The organism is Actinokineospora alba (assembly GCF_004362515.1).
Taxonomy (GTDB): domain Bacteria; phylum Actinomycetota; class Actinomycetes; order Mycobacteriales; family Pseudonocardiaceae; genus Actinokineospora; species Actinokineospora alba.
In genome coordinates this window covers 898,828-914,293 of record NZ_SNXU01000001.1, presented here as the reverse complement: position 1 = coordinate 914,293, position 15,466 = coordinate 898,828, and the positions used below count along the sequence as shown (strand labels likewise).

At 64.5% G+C, this 15,466-nt stretch carries 17 protein-coding genes; 5 read left to right on the top strand and 12 right to left on the bottom strand.

What is annotated here, in order from left to right; genetic code table 11:
* Positions 1–46 precede the first annotated feature (46 nt).
* Entirely contained in the window at positions 47–1,342 is a 1,296-nt protein-coding gene (locus C8E96_RS04215; protein ID WP_228770354.1) for a D-alanyl-D-alanine carboxypeptidase family protein, read from the bottom strand.
* A 185-nt stretch (positions 1,343–1,527) separates the two neighbouring features.
* Here C8E96_RS04215 and C8E96_RS04210 point away from each other — a divergent pair, with 185 nt between their 5' ends.
* The gene (locus C8E96_RS04210) at positions 1,528–2,703 is read left to right on the top strand and encodes a saccharopine dehydrogenase family protein (RefSeq protein ID WP_091384011.1); all 1,176 of its coding nucleotides are present in this window, start codon (positions 1,528–1,530) and stop codon (positions 2,701–2,703) included.
* Here C8E96_RS04210 and C8E96_RS04205 read toward each other — a convergent pair.
* Positions 2,684–2,860: a DUF397 domain-containing protein gene (locus C8E96_RS04205; RefSeq protein ID WP_091384010.1), complete on the bottom strand. Its 177-nt coding sequence runs from the start codon at positions 2,858–2,860 to the stop codon at positions 2,684–2,686. The genes C8E96_RS04210 and C8E96_RS04205 overlap by 20 nt on opposite strands.
* A 6-nt stretch (positions 2,861–2,866) precedes the next feature.
* Complete coding sequence (locus tag C8E96_RS04200) at positions 2,867–3,712, bottom strand: helix-turn-helix domain-containing protein (RefSeq protein ID WP_091384009.1); 846 nt, start codon at positions 3,710–3,712, stop codon at positions 2,867–2,869.
* Between the two features lie 98 nt (positions 3,713–3,810).
* Here C8E96_RS04200 and C8E96_RS04195 point away from each other — a divergent pair, with 98 nt between their 5' ends.
* Both C8E96_RS04195 and C8E96_RS04190 read left to right on the top strand, forming a co-directional pair.
* Positions 3,811–4,104, top strand: a complete 294-nt coding sequence (locus tag C8E96_RS04195; protein ID WP_091384008.1) for a hypothetical protein — start codon at positions 3,811–3,813, stop codon at positions 4,102–4,104.
* Positions 4,097–4,285 carry a hypothetical protein gene (locus C8E96_RS04190; protein ID WP_091384007.1) on the top strand — a complete coding sequence of 63 codons (189 nt, stop codon included), beginning with the start codon at positions 4,097–4,099 and terminating at the stop codon, positions 4,283–4,285. Before C8E96_RS04195 ends, C8E96_RS04190 begins: the two co-directional genes overlap by 8 nt.
* Here C8E96_RS04190 and C8E96_RS04185 read toward each other — a convergent pair.
* The 4 genes from C8E96_RS04185 to C8E96_RS04170 form a co-directional block, all read right to left on the bottom strand.
* Positions 4,282–4,761, bottom strand: a complete 480-nt coding sequence (locus C8E96_RS04185; RefSeq protein ID WP_091384006.1) for a GNAT family N-acetyltransferase — start codon at positions 4,759–4,761, stop codon at positions 4,282–4,284. The two genes, C8E96_RS04190 and C8E96_RS04185, sit on opposite strands and share 4 nt — an antisense overlap.
* Positions 4,762–4,780: 19 nt before the next feature.
* Positions 4,781–5,470: a hypothetical protein gene (locus C8E96_RS04180; RefSeq protein ID WP_091384005.1), complete on the bottom strand. Its 690-nt coding sequence runs from the start codon at positions 5,468–5,470 to the stop codon at positions 4,781–4,783.
* A 142-nt stretch (positions 5,471–5,612) separates the two neighbouring features.
* Positions 5,613–5,915, bottom strand: a complete 303-nt coding sequence (locus tag C8E96_RS04175) for a hypothetical protein (protein WP_133794159.1) — start codon at positions 5,913–5,915, stop codon at positions 5,613–5,615.
* A 70-nt stretch (positions 5,916–5,985) separates the two neighbouring features.
* Entirely contained in the window at positions 5,986–6,930 is a 945-nt protein-coding gene (locus C8E96_RS04170) for a ribose-phosphate diphosphokinase (RefSeq protein WP_091384003.1), read from the bottom strand.
* A gap of 89 nt (positions 6,931–7,019) precedes the next feature.
* On the opposite strand from C8E96_RS04170, the gene C8E96_RS04165 reads away from it, so the two are divergent.
* Entirely contained in the window at positions 7,020–7,421 is a 402-nt protein-coding gene (locus C8E96_RS04165) for a hypothetical protein (RefSeq protein WP_091384002.1), read from the top strand.
* Between the two features lie 106 nt (positions 7,422–7,527).
* On the opposite strand, the gene C8E96_RS04160 is transcribed toward C8E96_RS04165, so the two are convergent.
* From C8E96_RS04160 to sdhC, 5 genes are all read right to left on the bottom strand, one after another.
* Positions 7,528–9,987 (bottom strand): ATP-binding protein, encoded by a 2,460-nt coding sequence (locus C8E96_RS04160; RefSeq protein WP_091383998.1) that lies wholly within the window; start codon positions 9,985–9,987, stop codon positions 7,528–7,530.
* Between the two features lie 585 nt (positions 9,988–10,572).
* Positions 10,573–11,355, bottom strand: coding sequence for a succinate dehydrogenase iron-sulfur subunit (locus tag C8E96_RS04155; RefSeq protein ID WP_091383997.1), 783 nt, complete (start codon positions 11,353–11,355; stop codon positions 10,573–10,575).
* On the bottom strand, positions 11,355–13,106 hold the full coding sequence (gene sdhA, locus C8E96_RS04150; protein ID WP_091383996.1) for a succinate dehydrogenase flavoprotein subunit: 1,752 nt from the start codon (positions 13,104–13,106) through the stop codon (positions 11,355–11,357). The genes C8E96_RS04155 and sdhA overlap by 1 nt, the downstream gene beginning before the upstream one ends.
* 14 nt (positions 13,107–13,120) lie before the next feature.
* Complete coding sequence (locus C8E96_RS04145; RefSeq protein ID WP_091383995.1) at positions 13,121–13,531, bottom strand: succinate dehydrogenase hydrophobic membrane anchor subunit; 411 nt, start codon at positions 13,529–13,531, stop codon at positions 13,121–13,123.
* A 2-nt stretch (positions 13,532–13,533) separates the two neighbouring features.
* On the bottom strand, positions 13,534–13,965 hold the full coding sequence (gene sdhC, locus C8E96_RS04140) for a succinate dehydrogenase, cytochrome b556 subunit (RefSeq protein ID WP_176926862.1): 432 nt from the start codon (positions 13,963–13,965) through the stop codon (positions 13,534–13,536).
* Between the two features lie 372 nt (positions 13,966–14,337).
* Here sdhC and C8E96_RS04135 point away from each other — a divergent pair, with 372 nt between their 5' ends.
* Positions 14,338–15,390 carry a BMP family lipoprotein gene (locus C8E96_RS04135; RefSeq protein ID WP_091383993.1) on the top strand — a complete coding sequence of 351 codons (1,053 nt, stop codon included), beginning with the start codon at positions 14,338–14,340 and terminating at the stop codon, positions 15,388–15,390.
* The last annotated feature ends 76 nt before the right edge of the window (positions 15,391–15,466 follow it).

Below are 15,466 nucleotides of genomic sequence, written 5' to 3'. Positions count from 1 at the left end.
GCAGCCTGAAGCGCATTGAGCCAATCTGGATCGGCGTGGTCGAGGGTCAGGCGGCGCGGGCGGCGCGGGCGCGCTTGCGGCGGATCCACAGGGCGAACGAGATCAGGATGGCCACGCCCGCGAGGGCCACCAGGGGCGCGCCGAAGGTGCCGAAGGCCGACCGGTTCGCGTCCGGGCTCAAAGCCGCTGCCTCAGACGATGAGGACGATCCTTCAGCCGAAGGCGCCCCATTGGCCGTGTCGTGTTTGCGCTGGGCCTCCGGGGCCTTGTCGACCAGCTGGCCGACCGGCTCGGTCTTCGCCTTCGCCAGCGCGAACCCGTAGTCGAGCAGCTTCGCCGCCTGGTCGCCCAGCGGCGCCGGGGTCGGCTCGCCGCGCAGGAGGACCACCGACAGGCGTCGGGTGCCCTGCTTCGCGGTGCCCAGGTACGTGTGGCGGGCGTCGTCGGTGAAGCCGGTTTTGCCGCCGAGGAAGCCCGGGTACTTGCCGAGCAGGCGGTTGTCGTTGTTGACCTTGTAACCGGGCTTGGTGCCGTAGCCGGGGAAGTCGATCGACTTCGTGGACACGGCCTCGGCGAACTCCTTGTGCTTCATGGCCGCCCGCACCAGCAGGCTCAGGTCGTACGCCGACGTGCTCATCCCCGGCCCGTCGAGCCCGGACGGCGTGGCCGCGCGGGTGTCGAGCGCGCCCAGTTCCTTGGCCAGCGTGTTCATCTTCGCCAGCGCCACCTTCAGCCCGCCCAGCTCCCGCGCCAGCGCGAACGCGGCGTCGTTGCCCGAGCGCATGACCAGGGCGAACAGCAGCTGCCGGACGGTGTACTTCCCGCCAGGGCCGACACCGACCTTGGTGCCCTCCTGCGCGGCGTCCTCCGCGGTGCCCTCGACGACCTGCTCGAGCCGCAGCTCGCGGATCACCACGATCGCGAGGAGCACCTTGATCAGCGAAGCGGGCCGCTCACGGGCGTGCGGGTCCTTCGCCGCCAGCACGTCGCCGTTGTCGAGGTCGGCGATCACCCACGACGCCGACGCGATGTCCGGGACCTGCGGTGCGGCGTTCGCCGGCTGGACGAGTCCGCACTCACCCATCCGGGTGCCACCGACCGGCTCATCGGGCACGGGCAGCGGCGCGGGGCTCGGCTCGCCCGGCTTGGGCTGCTCGGAGGTGTCGATCGGCGGCGGCGGGCGGTCGTGGTTCTGGCACTGGGCGCTGTTCGGCGCGGGCTTCTGCCCCTCTGTCGTGGTCGGCTGCGCGGCGGCGATCGGTGTGGCACCGAAAGCCGCGAGGATTACTGCGCACAACGACACGAGGAGGGCGGGCACGGTTTGGCGAGCTGCGAAGCGCACAAGCTCAGATTAGGGCCTGCAACGATCAGGCCACGATCCGGCCTGTCACCCGGTGGTGGCGCTCAGTTGGTTCCGCTGGTCGCACGGCGTGTCACGGTGCGTGTCACGCGTCACGACCGGGTGAGTTGTCGTTCTGGATCAAACTGGGGCTTGGCTATCAGTTACCGATGAGTAATATCGCTGGCATGCCTACCGGCCGCACATACGACATCGTCCTGTTCGGCGCCACCGGCTTCACCGGCGAGCTGACCGCGCACTACATCGCGCGCAACTCCCCGGCCAAGCTGCGGTGGGCACTCGCCGGCCGCAACAAGGCGAAGCTGGAGACCGTGCGGGCCAAGCTCGCCGCGATCGACCCCGCCCTGGCCGAGATGGACCTGCTCACCGCCGACATCGGCGACCCGGAGTCGCTCAAGGCGGTAGCCGAGGCTTCCCGCGTCGTCATCACCACGGTCGGCCCCTACGTCAACTTCGGCGACGCCTTGGTCGCCGCCTGCGCCGAGGCCGGCACCGACTATGTCGACCTGACCGGCGAGCCCGAGTTCGTCGACAGCACCTACCTGCGCCACCACGCCCGCGCCGTCGAGACCGGCGCCCGGCTCGTCCACTGCTGCGGCTTCGACTCGATCCCGTACGACCTGGGCGTGCTCTTCACCGTCGACCAGCTCCCGGCGGGCGTCCCGGTGACCGTCAACGGCTACGTGCGCGCGTCCGCCGAGTTCTCCGGCGGCACGTTCCACTCCGCGATCACGGCGTTCTCCAGGCTGCGCGCCAGCGCGAAGATCGCGAGCGAGCGCCGCAAGGCCGAGGGCAAGCCCAAGGGCCGCAAGGTGCGCGGGCTGACGGGCAAGCCCCACTTCGAGAAGGACGCCCGCGCGTGGGTCCTCCCCGCGCCCACGATCGACCCGCAGGTCGTCCTGCGCAGTGCCCGCGCCCTGGAGCGCTACGGCCCGGAGTTCTCCTACGGCCACTACATCGCCGTCAAGAAGCTCCCCATGGCCGTGGGCTTGGTCGGCGGCGTGGCGGCGTTGTTCGCCCTCGCGCAGGTCCCGCCGGCGCGGAACTGGCTGCTGAACCGCAAGAAGCCCGGCGACGGCCCGACAGCGGAGAAGCGCGCCCGGTCGTGGTTCAAGGTCACGTTCGTGGGCGAGGGCGGCGGCAAGCGGATCGTCACGGAGGTCGCGGGCGGCGACCCGGGCTACGACGAGACGGCGAAGATGCTGTCCGAGTCGGCCCTGTGCCTGGCGTTCGACGAGCTGCCGGAGACCTCAGGCCAGGTGACGACGGCCGTGGCGATGGGCGACGCCCTGACCAAGCGGCTGGTGGCGGCCGGGATCGTGTTCAGCGTCCTGGAGAGCTGAGGAGGGAACGCCAAGCGCTTTCGGGGAGCAGAAGTGTGCCCCCGCAAGGGTTCTTGGAATCCCGCACGGCTGCCTCCCCAGGCACGAACGCAACCTCGACACACTCGCCGCCACCGCTTCGGGTGGAAGTTCGCCACCGTGCGTGATCAAGATCCATTTTGTTTCACTCCCGGCCGTATTCGCCTGCCAAGCGCCGCAGAAACTTCACCGATTCGGCTGAACTGAGTGCGACCTTCATCAGCTTATCTGTCGTATCCAGATACGGTCGGACCTCGCGTTCGGCATCGCGGAACATCGATGACTGCACCAGCTCCAGGTAGATGATCGGGCTGGCCTTGGCGAACTCCATCTGCACGTAGCTGCCGTCGAGGCCGGCATGCGACCCGCGATCGAACGGGATGATCCGTATATCGATGCGCGGGCGCTCGGCCATCGCCACCAAGTGGTGGCACTGCGCCGCCATCAGTTCCCGGCTGCCAGTCGGTCGACGAAGCGCAGCTTCGTCGATGATCGCCAGGTAGTTCGGCGCGGTGCGGCTAAGCAGCACCTTCTGCCGCTGCAAGCGGGCGGCGGCCATCGACTTCCGCTTCTCTGCGGGGAAATCCACCGCGATCAGCGCGGTGCGGATGTAGTCGGCGGTCTGGAGGAGTCCTGGGATGCGCAGCATCGCCACGTGAACGATCCGGCTGGCATCCGCCTCGAAGCAACCGAGGGCGGGCAGGTGGACCGGGAGGTCCCCATCATCGGTCTCCCACCATCCCGAGAGGTCGGAATCCCTTGCCAGAACAAGGATTCTGGCCCGCGCCGCCCCCGTTACGCCGTAGACCGCGAGTAGGGAAGCGGCATCCTCCGGGGTGATCCGCCGTCGTCCGTTCTCCATCCGATTCACCGTCGCGATGGAGAAACCCGTCCGCTTAGCCACTTCCCGAGTGGTCATTCCAGAGCGGGCGCGCAACTCCTTCAACTCTGCCGCGAGTCCGCGCGTCCGGGCGCCGCCGTGCTTGTGCATGAGGTGATCTCACCAGGGGGAACGGTAATCAGCCACCGCATGATCGTCCGAACCGTTCCCCCTTTGGATACATCTCGCGCTCCGGCACCGTTTCCCCTATGAGCGTCCAGGGCCTGACCCACCCCTACACCGGAGCCACCGCCTGCTCCCGCCTCTTCGCCCACGGCTTCACCTTCCGCTGGGCCAAAGGCGACCGCTACATCGCCGTCATGCGCGGCAACTGCATCGAGCAGAAGCGCTACCTGATCATCAAGGACAGCCTCCCCAGGCCGGTCCTCGAAGGCGCCCAGCCCCTGGTCGATTTCATCCCCGCCGCCCACGGCGACTGGTCCGACAACCACCTGCTGAGCCACCTCGCCGACATCTGGGCCCGGGGCCGCCACCGTGCCTGAGCATCTCTCGCTCGAACAGACCGACCTCGTCTACGCCTTGGTCCTGCTGCGCAACAAGATCAGCGAACTGGTCGTCCGCGCGACCACGGAAGGCCCCACCAACTGCCCGTGGGCCGACCTGGCCGCGCTCCTCGACACCGCGGCCACGCTTTGCCGCAGGGAAGCCATCTTGGAGCCCTAGCGCAGGCTCAGCGCGTACGCGAGTCCCGGCTGTCCACTCAGCACAGTCTCACCGGTCTCGGTGAACCCTGCCTTGGTCAACACGGCACGCGATCCGGCGTTGGTGAGAGTCGCCGCGGCCCGCAGGCTGCTCAGCCCGTATGCCTCGACAGCCAGCGCGCAGACCTCGGCGACCGCCTTCGTGGCAAGACCCCGGCCCGCCGCCTTCTCCGCGATCCGGAACCCGAGTTCGGCGCAGCCGTCCGCGAGGTCGAACAGGTTGACCCGCCCGAGCACCTCACCGTCGTCCATGAGGAGGTGGAACCGGCACACCCCGGCGTCCTGCTCTTCGAGCAGGGCACGGTGCCGCTCGTCGAAATTTGCGAAATAGTCGTCGCCGCGATCGGGGACCGACGCCGCGAAGTACGTCCGGTTCTCCCGTTCGAACGCGAGAACGGCCGGTGCGTGATCAAGGTGGAGACGGACGAGTTCGGGCACGTGCGCGACCGTAACGCGGCTAGCCGGGCAACTCCACCGCGATTTCCACCGCCGCCTCCATCAGCGCGGGGTCAGGCTTGCCCGACGCCACCGCGGCTTCGGCCACGACCAACACGTTCCCCTTCGGGTCCGATTTGAACGGCACCCCAGTGAACCGGACACCCTGGCTCTTCAACACCGCGAACCCAAGCGGCGCAACACTTCCGGTGCCATCGGTGTCGATCAGCGTCTTGAGCTCGCTGACATCGCCACGGTCCCGCATGCGCACCCACGACACCGAGACCACAAAGTTGTTTCCGGCCGTGTCCGCCAACGTGAAGAGCTGCCGGTCAAGCGTCTTACAGGGATTGCGGAGGAAGAAGTTCCTAACCTGCCCATAGGAGTTGACCGCGCAATCGAGGGCCTTCTTCGCCGGGTCCTTGAGCTTGCTCACGTTCAGGTCCCGCCAGGCATCGTCGGCTTTCCCTTTGCGCGCCGACTTCTTGCCCTTGCTCACCCGCGTGGCGAAATTTCCCGGCAGTCCTGCGGACTCCGCCGCGACCCCACCCGCACCCGCGCCGCCGCTGGCGGCGGCACCGCCGCCGACGGCACTCATCGCGATGGCGCCGGCTGTTCCGAGGGCAACGAGACCTGCCGCGGCTTTGCCTTTGCCGTTGCCCTCGCCGTCCGATTCCCCGAATGTGCCGTCGTCGTTTCGGCTTTGCCCCACTCGTGTCCCCCTCGTCACCGCTGATCACCAGCGGCAGTAGGGAGTCGTCGAGGAGATCGAGAACGTGAGCGGAAACCCGCCATGATCACCCAATCGGATGATCATGGCGGCGGAGACTCCTACGTCACCCCAGATCCGACGATTACCAGACAGCGATGATGGTCTTGTCGCCTGCCACGTAGCCGGCGGTGGACAGGGTCGAGGGCTGGCCCACCGGCACGGTCTTCGAGCCCACCGTGGTGCATCCGCCGGAGCTGCAGGCCTTCATCGTGAAGTAGTAGTAGGGGCGGTCGTTCACGTAGTTGCACGTGATCCCGGCGCTGTGGCCGTCGGACGCGGTCCAGTTGTTGTAGCAGACCATGTCGGCCTGCGCGGTTCCCGCGCCGCCGACGAGCAGCGCACCGGCGAGCGCGATGGAACCGACAGTGGCTGAAAGCTTCTTCATCATGGTTCAGGACGGTAATAACTAACCAATTCAGGGTCAGGCGAAAACTGGTGATCTACGCCACTGGAGATCAGGGCGCGTCGAAAAGTGCGCTGACCGACTCGCCGTCGTGGATCCGCTGCATCGCCTCGGCCAGGGCGGGGGCGATGGACAGGACCTTCAGCTTCGGCGTCCGCTCCTCATCCGGGATGGGCACGGTGTTGGTGCAGACGATCTCCAGCACGTCCGGCTGGTCCCCGATCCGCGACAGTGCGCCCTGCGCGAACAGCCCGTGCGTGCAGGCCACCCGGATCGACCGGGCGCCGAGTTCGCGCAGCCGGGCGAGCAGTTCGATCACCGTGCTGCCCTTGGCGATCTCGTCGTCGAGCACAATGATGTCGCGGTCGGTGACGTCACCGATGATGGAGCTGATCCGCACGTCGTCGTCGGCGAACCGCTGCTTGGCCCCGGCCGCGACCTTGACGTCGAGCAGGCGGGCGAAGTGGGCCGCCTCCTTGGCGTTGCCGAGGTCGGGGGAGACGACGGTGGTGTTGCTCAGGTCGTACTGGCGGAAGTGGCCGGCGAGTTCGCGCAGGGCGTGCAGGTGGTCCACCGGGACGCTGAAGAACCCGTGCACCTGCGGCGAGTGCAGCGTCATCGCCAGCACCCGGTGGGCGCCCGCGGCGACCATCAGGTCGGCCACCAACCGCCCACCGATGGAAATCCGCGGCGCGTCCTTCTTGTCCGACCGCGCGTAGGCGTAGTGCGGCATGACGACCGTGATCCGCGCCGCCGAAGCCCCACGGGCCGCGTCCAACATGAGGAGCAACTCGACGAGGTGCTCCTGGACGGGCTTCACCAGCGGCTGGATCAGGAACACGTCCCGCTCGCGGCAGTTGGCCTGCAGCTGCACCTCGAGACAGTCGTTGGCGAACCGCTGGACGCGGACCGGGCTCAGCTCGACTTTCAGCTGGGCACAGATCTCACGGGCCAGATCGGGATGGGCACTACCGCTGAACGCAACGATGTCTCGCACGGGCTGAGGGTAGCGCTTTACCTGCGAGGTAATCGCTTTCCCGCAGGTGACGCGCGACGCTGGTGACAAGCGCAACCAAGGGAGAAGCAATGACCACCGCCAGCCTCACCGCCACCCAGCCCGCCACCCTCCTCCGCCGCTTCCTCACCCTGGACGCCCTCGTCTCGGGCGGAAACGGCCTGGCCTACGTCATCGCCCCGGTGTGGATCGGTGACCTGCTCGGCGTCTCAACGGGGGCGTTGGTGCCCATCGGCATCGCCCTGGTCGTGTTCGGCCTGGCCGTGGGCGCGATCGCGATGAGCCGAAACCCGCTTCGGGGTGCGGGCTTCGTCATCGAGTTCAATCTCGCCTGGGTCGTCGCCAGCCTGGCCGTGGCCGCTTTCAACCCGTTCGGCGCCAACACGATCGGCGTGGTGTGGACGGTCATGCAGGCGGGGACCGTCGCCGTGTTCGCCGGACTCCAGTGGATGGCGGTCCTCAAGGCGAAGTGAGTACGGCACAACGAAGGGGTTGTCCAAGGAGGAGGACAACCCCTCCGCCGATCGCAGTGGCGATCTGTGGCCTGCCTGGCTGCGGATGGTGCGCACTGAAGCGCTTTTAATTGTGAGTATTTACTAACGGCGGATTGCCTCCATCTTCGAGTCGATTCTTAGTCCGCCCGAGGTGCGCGGCTATCCTTCGTTGGCCCTCGTATGAGACGTGATCGAAAACCGTACACGAGATTGCATCCTCGGATAATAGGTACCCAACGAAGATGGACGTCTTTTCTTTCCACCATTTTTTCGTTGGACCCAAAGAAGTTTCCATATGTACATACGTCTCTTCGTCTAGAATTGGAGTCACGTCAGCCATTGCTGACAAGTATTCAAAGTTTCCTATGGCCCAAAAATGATGTTGCTCGCCAGAGGGGCTGATTTCGACTTGTCGAACATCTGCGACGGCATCGATAGTGGGGTCATTAGGCAAGACTAGGCCACTTTTGAGCATGAGATCGAGGCAGGAAGTAGTAGCCCGAGAGTCGATCCCCATCAGGGCCATGTATTGGATTATCTCTTCGATCCCGATCTGGTAATCATCATCGTCCACAGCTGCGGAAGCGCGGTCTTTCAAAAGTTGCAGGATGCGCAGTCCAAGCAACGGCGAGGCGTCGGAATCAGCAGACAGTGTGAATACATTTTGAACGAATTTATGATTTCCTGCAGGGTAGTTCCGATAGTTACCACGGATTAGTGCTGCCGCAACGCGGTTCCGACTTACCGGCGCCGCCGTCCCTGTCAAGTACGCCTTGAGCAAGTCCTCGACTCGGAGGTTGGCTGATGTCACGAGAGATCTCGCAATTTCCAATGCTCGCCGCACGTCTCGATTCGCTAGACAGCCGATCCAGTGGGAGGTTTCAGCAGTCTCTAGGAATATTGCCGTCAAGGATTTAGAGAACGCGACAAGGTCTTTAAGGCTGAGACTGATCCCATTCTTGACAAAGTAGCGGTCGCTAGGCTTCTGGCGACCGTTCTCAATCTTTTCGTGAAGATATTGCACCCGTTTGTTCAAGACGTGCTGCGTTAGTGGCGTCGGTAGAAATAAGGTCTCATGCTCGAATGATTGGAACGCGCCATGCTTTGATAGCTGCCAACTAGTACGGTCTGTAATGGGCATTATGACGAGACAGACTTCGCGCTCGTATATTGACCGCGCATACTGGTAAACTCGTTGCTGAAAATCCACGTCAAAATGGTCGGCATTGTCGAGAACGATGACAGGGAGTTTTTTTCGACTGTTGACCGCGTGACGAACCAAACCGACGATGTATTCGTTAGGATTTGCGGTTCGGAGAGCTTCCAGCCACCTTCCGAACTCGATCTTGAATTCATTCTTGTCTTTTCGGTACAGCGCCGCATATGGTCCAGCAATCAGGCGCTTGTACTCGTCGAAGAAAATTCCCTGAAGTTCGTCGAACTCAGGTGCGTCAACTCCAAAAAGGGCCCGCTCCAACTCGGTCAGGAAGTGGCGATCGAGCCACTCGACTATTGACGCCCCATCCCCAGTGCTATCGGCTAGGTTTACTCTTAGTGATATGCATTCTCGCGCAATCTCACGGCGAAGGACTTTTTGGAAAAACCTAGTAATGAAGGTGCTCTTTCCGGAACCTTTGTGGCCTACAATGACCACAAATTCGTGTCGCTTGACCTGTGTGGCCCTTTCAATTACGCGACTGAGTGCCCCGCCCTCTCCAGTGTCCAAGCTCCGAATCTTGCCGATCAAGTCCTCGGAAACTTTGGCTAATTGCGAGTCGGCCGCTCGACTTTCAGCGGTTTCAACAAAGCATTCGACTATGAGCTCTGGGTCCTGGGCGCCAGTCAACCGGTCAAAAAATGTTGCCATTACTCTGTCGACGTCCGCCGCCAAGTCGCCTACCGGGATTCGTCGGGTCACGCCTGGTTGGATTAACGAGCGACTGAATTCAGACGCTCGAATCCGAATTCCTTCCACCTCTTGGAAGTGTGGTCGAAAATTGAAGGTCCTTACAGAATCGCGCGAAAGAAGGTCAAAAAACAGTGCGAAGTTATTCGAAATTTGAGATAGAGAACCGAAGATAAAGGCGCACCCTTGATCCGTGTCGAGTCCATCTCCGAGTCGAGTTCCACGGAATACAATCCATTCGGCACCGTTTGTTACGCACGCTAGTTCCGCGTTTTTTGCACCACAATATCGTATAGCCTGTGCGATGCCCTCTCGGGCGGCTTGCTCGGCGAATACAGGCCCCTTGATTAGAAAGCCACGCTTAGCGGGCTTGTTGGAAACGCCCAGCGGCCTTTCATCTTTTTTCGCCTCAACGATAAGTCGCGACCGATTCTCCACTTGAAAGTTGTAGTCGAGAAAACCGGCGGATGAGGTGTCTTCGGTTAGGATCGAGCCATGCGGCCATCCCAAAACTTCGGTGAAGATCCGGTCGATTACCTTGAGCCTGGTATCAGCTTCTGTGATGATCGAGGTTCCGTAGTCGGCGATTTCGGTCCGCAATTCCTCGAACCGAGAGAAGGCAGAATCAACAGGCTCCATGCATCCTCCTCAAGTTGGCGCATCTCATGTCACATCGCTGCGCAAGCTCCACTCGTTGCAACGATCATCCGTTCGGCGTGTCGCGATCGGCGGATTCCGATGTGGTGACTTCGACGGGTCGAAGAAGCTGCGGACCAAACCTGCAGCGGCCCCGCCAGGTGGCTCGCTTAGTTCGATGCGGAGAAGCTCGCCGTGATCGCAACGGACGCCCCTGGAAGCCCGCCCCCTAGGGTCGATTGCGATGTGCATTGACGCGTTTGTGCCGGTTCACCCTGAAGATCTGCGTCCGCAACGCCCAGGAGATATGGACCGACGGCTGGGCCCCAGCCGTCCGCAACAGCGCGAGGGCATTGGCCTGGGTCGGTTTCATGTCATGGCGAGCGCCACTCGCCGACGTCGACTAGCTCGTCAACTGATCTAACACCCTTTGATGCTCCACTTCGTACTCGATGACGTCGTACGCGTTTGAGTGGACGAGGAAGTCGCGAAAGCACGCGCTGACGTAAGAAACCACCGGGACCCGACCCTCTAAATACGCGATGAGGGGCCGCCGAAAATCGGCGGCCCCTCATCAACGTCGCGCAATCAGCGCCGGAACAGCAGCGCCCGCTTGACTTCCTGGATCGCCTTGGTGACCTGGATGCCACGCGGGCACGCGTCCGTGCAGTTGAAGGTCGTGCGGCAACGCCACACGCCCTCCGCGTCGTTCAGGATGTCCAGGCGCTCCTGGGCACCCTCGTCACGTGAGTCGAAGATGAAGCGGTGGGCGTTGACGATCGCCGCCGGGCCGAAGTACGAGCCCTCGTTCCAGAACACCGGGCACGACGTCGTGCAGCAAGCACACAGGATGCACTTGGTGGTGTCGTCGAAGCGCTCGCGGTCCGCGGCCGACTGGATGCGCTCGCGGGTCGGCTCGTTCCCGTAGGTGATCAGGAACGGCTTGACCGCCTTGAACGCCTCCATGAACGGTTCCATGTCGACGAGCAGGTCCTTGTGGACCGGGAGGCCCTTGATCGGGGCCACCGTGATGGTGGTCTGCTTCCCCTTGGCCGCCATCAGGTCCTTGACCAGCACCTTGCACGCCAACCGGTTGACGCCGTTGATCTGCATGGCGTCGGAGCCGCAGATGCCGTGGGCGCAGGACCGGCGGAACGTGAGGGTCCCGTCGAAGTACCACTTGATGTAGTGCAGCAGGTTCAGCACCCGGTCGGTGGGCAGCGCGGGGACGCCGAAGGTCTCCCAGCGCGGCTCGGAATCGATCTCCGGGTTGAAGCGCAGGATCTTCACCGTGATGGTGACGGCACCCTCGGGCACCGGCGGCTGGTCGCCCCGGGCGCCTGCCGATTCAGCAACAGTTGCGGCGGTCATCAGTACTTGCGCTCCATCGGCTTGTACCGGGTGAAGGTGACGGGCTTGTAGTCCAGCCGGATGTCCGACTTCAGACCGTCGCCCTGCTTGTAGAACATGCTGTGACGCATGAAGTTCGTGTCGTCGCGGTGCGGGTAGTCCTCGCGGGCGTGGCCGCCGCGCGATTCCTTGCGGGCCAGTGCGCCGACGACCAGGACCTCGGCCAGCTCCAGCAGGAAGCCCAGTTCCACGGCCTCCAGCAGGTCGGTGTTGAACCGCTTGCCCTTGTCCTGCACGGTGATGTGCGCGTACCGGTCCTTGAGCGCCTGCACGTCGTGCAGGGCCTGCTTCAAGGTCTCCTCGGTGCGGTACACCGAAGCGTTGGCGTCCATCGTGGCCTGCAGCTCGGTGCGGATGTCGGCCACCCGCTCCTTGCCGTGCTCCGACAGCACCAGTGCGACCTGGGCCTCGACGGCCGCAGCGGGGTTCTCCGGCAGCTCGACGTGCTCGTGGTTGTTCGCGTACTCAGCCGCGGCCAGACCCGCCCGACGCCCGAAGACGTTGATGTCGAGCAGCGAGTTCGTGCCCAGCCGGTTCGCGCCATGCACCGAGACGCACGCGCACTCGCCCGCGGCGTACAGGCCGGGGACCACGTTGTCGTTGTCCCGCAGCACTTCGCCGTGGACGTTGGTCGGGATGCCGCCCATCGCGTAGTGCGCCGTCGGGTACACCGGGACCGGCTCGGTCACCGGGTCGACCGCGAGGTACGTGCGGGCGAACTCGGTGATGTCGGGCAGCTTGGTCTCCAGGACCTCCGCGCCCAGGTGCGTGCAGTCGAGCAGCACGTAGTCCTTGTTCGGACCCGCGCCCCGGCCCTCCAGCACCTCCAGGGCCATCGACCGGGCGACGATGTCGCGCGGCGCGAGGTCCTTGATGGTGGGGGCGTAGCGCTCCATGAACCGCTCGCCGGAGGCGTTGCGCAGGATCGCGCCCTCGCCTCGGGCACCCTCCGTGAGCAGGATGCCCAGGCCCGCCAGGCCTGTCGGGTGGAACTGGTAGAACTCCATGTCCTCCAGCGGCAGGCCCTTGCGGTACACGATGCCCATGCCGTCGCCGGTCAGGGTGTGCGCGTTCGAGGTGGTCTTGAAGACCTTGCCGAAGCCGCCGGTCGCGAAGACGACGGCCTTCGCGGAGAACACGTGGATCTCGCCGGTCGCGAGCTCGTAGGCGATCGCGCCGGTGCAGACGGGCCCGTTCTCCGTCTCGGTGAGACAGATGTCGAGCACGTAGAACTCGTTGTAGAACTCGATCCCGTGCTTCACGCAGTTCTGGTACAGCGTCTGCAGGATCATGTGACCCGTGCGGTCGGCGGCGTAGCAGGCGCGGCGGACCGCGGCCTCACCGTGGTTGCGGGTGTGCCCGCCGAAACGCCGCTGGTCGATCTTGCCCTCGGGCGTGCGGTTGAACGGCAGGCCCATCTTCTCCAGGTCGAGGACCGCGTCGATGGCCTCCTTCGCCATGATCTCGGCGGCGTCCTGGTCGACCAGGTAGTCGCCGCCCTTGATCGTGTCGAAGGTGTGCCACTCCCAGTTGTCCTCTTCGACGTTGGCCAGCGCGGCGCACATGCCGCCCTGGGCCGCGCCCGTGTGGGACCTGGTCGGGTACAGCTTGGTGAGCACCGCCGTGCGTGAACGCTGGCCGGCCTCGATCGCGGCACGCATGCCCGCGCCGCCCGCGCCGACGATGATGACGTCGTACTTGTGGAACTGCATGAAGAAGTCCAGTTCTAGTTGGCGCTGATGTCCGGGTCGAAGGTGAAGATCACGTACGAGCCCAGCGCCAGGATCAGCACCATCGACACGTAGAGCATCATCTTCAGCCAGAAACGGGTGCTGTCCTTGCGCGCGTAGTCGTTGATGACCGTGCGCAGGCCGTTGCCGCCGTGGATCTCGGCGAGCCACAGCATCGACAGGTCCCAGAACTGCCAGAAGGGGCTCGACCAGCGGCCTGCGACGAAGGCGAAGTTGATGCGGTGCACGCCGTCGTCGAGGATGTTCATGATGAACAGGTGGCCGAGCACCAGGACCACCAGCGCCATGCCGGAGATCCGCATGAACAGCCAGCTGATCATCTCGAAGTTGCTGCGACGGGCGGCCGGGCGCCGCGGCGACCGGGGCTTGTCCAGTGCGAGCGTCATGGCTAGTGCCCCCCGAACATCTCGGTCACCGTGCGCACCAACATGAAGTACGTCCCGGGAATCATCACGAGCACCCAGACGCCGAGGATCGTCCACAGCATCTGCTTCTGGTAGCGGGCGCCCTTCTCCCAGAAGTCGACGAGCATGACCCGGATGCCGTTGAGCGCGTGGTAGAGCACCGCGCCCACGAGGCCGACCTCGATGAGGTTGACGATCGGGGTCTTGTACGTCTCGATGATCTCGTCGTACGCGTTGGGCGACACCCGCACGAGGGCGGTGTCGAGCACGTGCGCGAAGAGGAAGAAGAAGGTGAGCACCCCGGTGATCCGGTGTGCGACCCAAGACCACATCCCCGGGTCTCCCCGGTAGAGCGTCCCGGTGCGCCGGGATCCGCGCGCAGCCACCGTTGCGGTGGCGCTGGCCGAGTCGGACACGGTTGACGGCCTCCAGCGTCGCTGATGGGACTCCGTTCGCTGGAAGTCCACACCGAACGGGCCTTGACTAACCGGATGCTAGACCCGGATCGCGGAGCACACCCAACCCGCGAACGCTCTCTGTGACAGACGAGACACGGCCGCCGGAACGCACAAGGGCCGCCCGGGTGTCGTGAGGGAGCCCGTATCCGCACGCGCAGTGTGGAACCCCTATCACTGTGCGTGATCGTTCACAGTTAAGACAAACGATTGGGTCACGGCGAGCGCGCTTGGGTCGCGAGCGCCTTACCGCGGAGTACGGTCCTGCGAATAGTCATCGCGATCCGGCCATCCCGGGCGCGACCGTCTGGGAAGGAGAAAGCCTTGCGTCGAATGCGAGGAATTCGTCTCGCCGCGGGGCTGCTCGCGCTGGGCCTGGGCCTGGCCGCGTGCGGCTCGGAGACAACGCCAGGCACCGGCGGTGATACCACCAGTGGCACCGCCCCGAAGGCCTCGAACGTCAAGGTCGGACTGGCCTACGACATCGGTGGCCGCGGTGACCAGTCGTTCAACGACTCGGCGGCGCGTGGCCTGGACAAGGCCAAGGCCGAACTCGGCATCGAGGTCAAGGAACTCGAAGCCGCCGCGGGCGAGACCGACGCGCAGAAGGAAGACCGGCTGATCCAGCTCGCCGAGGGTGGCTACAACACCATCCTGGCCATCGGCTTCGCCTACGAGGGCGCTGTGAAGAAGGTCGCGCCGACTTTCCCCGAGGTCAAGTTCGCCATCATCGACAGCGAGGCCCCTGAGGCCGCCAACGTGGCGAACCTGGTGTTCGCCGAGCACGAGGGCTCGTTCCTCGTCGGCGCGGCCGCGGCCATGAAGAGCACGACCGGCAAGGTCGGCTTCATCGGCGGCGTCAACGTCCCGCTGATCCAGAAGTTCGAGGCGGGCTTCACCGCGGGCGTCAAGGCCGTCAAGCCGGACGCCACTGTGGACGCCAAGTACCTGACCCAGCCGCCGGACTTCACCGGCTTCAACGACCCCGCCAAGGGTGAGACCGCCGCCAACGGCATGTTCGACGCCGGTGTCGACGTGGTCTACGCCGCCGCGGGCGGCTCCGGCAACGGCGCGTTCAAGGCCGCCAAGGCCAAGGGCAAGCTGGGCATCGGTGTCGACTCCGACCAGTACAACCTGCCGTCGCTCGCCGACGTCAAGGACGTGATCATCACCTCGATGGTCAAGCAGGTCGACGTCGCGGTGTTCGACTTCGTCAAGTCGGTCAACGACAACGCGTTCAAGTCGGGCAAGAAGGTCTACGACCTGAAGGCCGGTGGCATCGACTACTCCACCAGCGGTGGCAAGGTCGATGACATCAAGGCCAAGCTCGACGAGTACAAGCAGAAGATCATCTCGGGCGAGATCAAGGTTCCGGCGACCAAGTAAGCCGGAAAGGGCCGTGCCACGGGCCCGGGAGACCGCGACACACGCGGCTTCCGGGCCCGTCGGCACTCCACGTGAA

Coding starts and splice junctions, on each gene's coding strand:
- C8E96_RS04210 (WP_091384011.1), top strand. CDS start 1,528: ATGCCTACCGGCCGCACATACGACATCGTCCTGTTCGGCGCCACCGGC.
- C8E96_RS04205 (WP_091384010.1), bottom strand. CDS start 2,860: ATGGATCTTGATCACGCACGGTGGCGAACTTCCACCCGAAGCGGTGGC.
- C8E96_RS04200 (WP_091384009.1), bottom strand. CDS start 3,712: ATGCACAAGCACGGCGGCGCCCGGACGCGCGGACTCGCGGCAGAGTTG.
- C8E96_RS04195 (WP_091384008.1), top strand. CDS start 3,811: ATGAGCGTCCAGGGCCTGACCCACCCCTACACCGGAGCCACCGCCTGC.
- C8E96_RS04175 (WP_133794159.1), bottom strand. CDS start 5,915: ATGAAGAAGCTTTCAGCCACTGTCGGTTCCATCGCGCTCGCCGGTGCG.
- C8E96_RS04165 (WP_091384002.1), top strand. CDS start 7,020: ATGACCACCGCCAGCCTCACCGCCACCCAGCCCGCCACCCTCCTCCGC.
- C8E96_RS04160 (WP_091383998.1), bottom strand. CDS start 9,987: ATGGAGCCTGTTGATTCTGCCTTCTCTCGGTTCGAGGAATTGCGGACC.
- C8E96_RS04155 (WP_091383997.1), bottom strand. CDS start 11,355: ATGACCGCCGCAACTGTTGCTGAATCGGCAGGCGCCCGGGGCGACCAG.
- sdhA (WP_091383996.1), bottom strand. CDS start 13,106: ATGCAGTTCCACAAGTACGACGTCATCATCGTCGGCGCGGGCGGCGCG.
- C8E96_RS04145 (WP_091383995.1), bottom strand. CDS start 13,531: ATGACGCTCGCACTGGACAAGCCCCGGTCGCCGCGGCGCCCGGCCGCC.
- C8E96_RS04135 (WP_091383993.1), top strand. CDS start 14,338: ATGCGAGGAATTCGTCTCGCCGCGGGGCTGCTCGCGCTGGGCCTGGGC.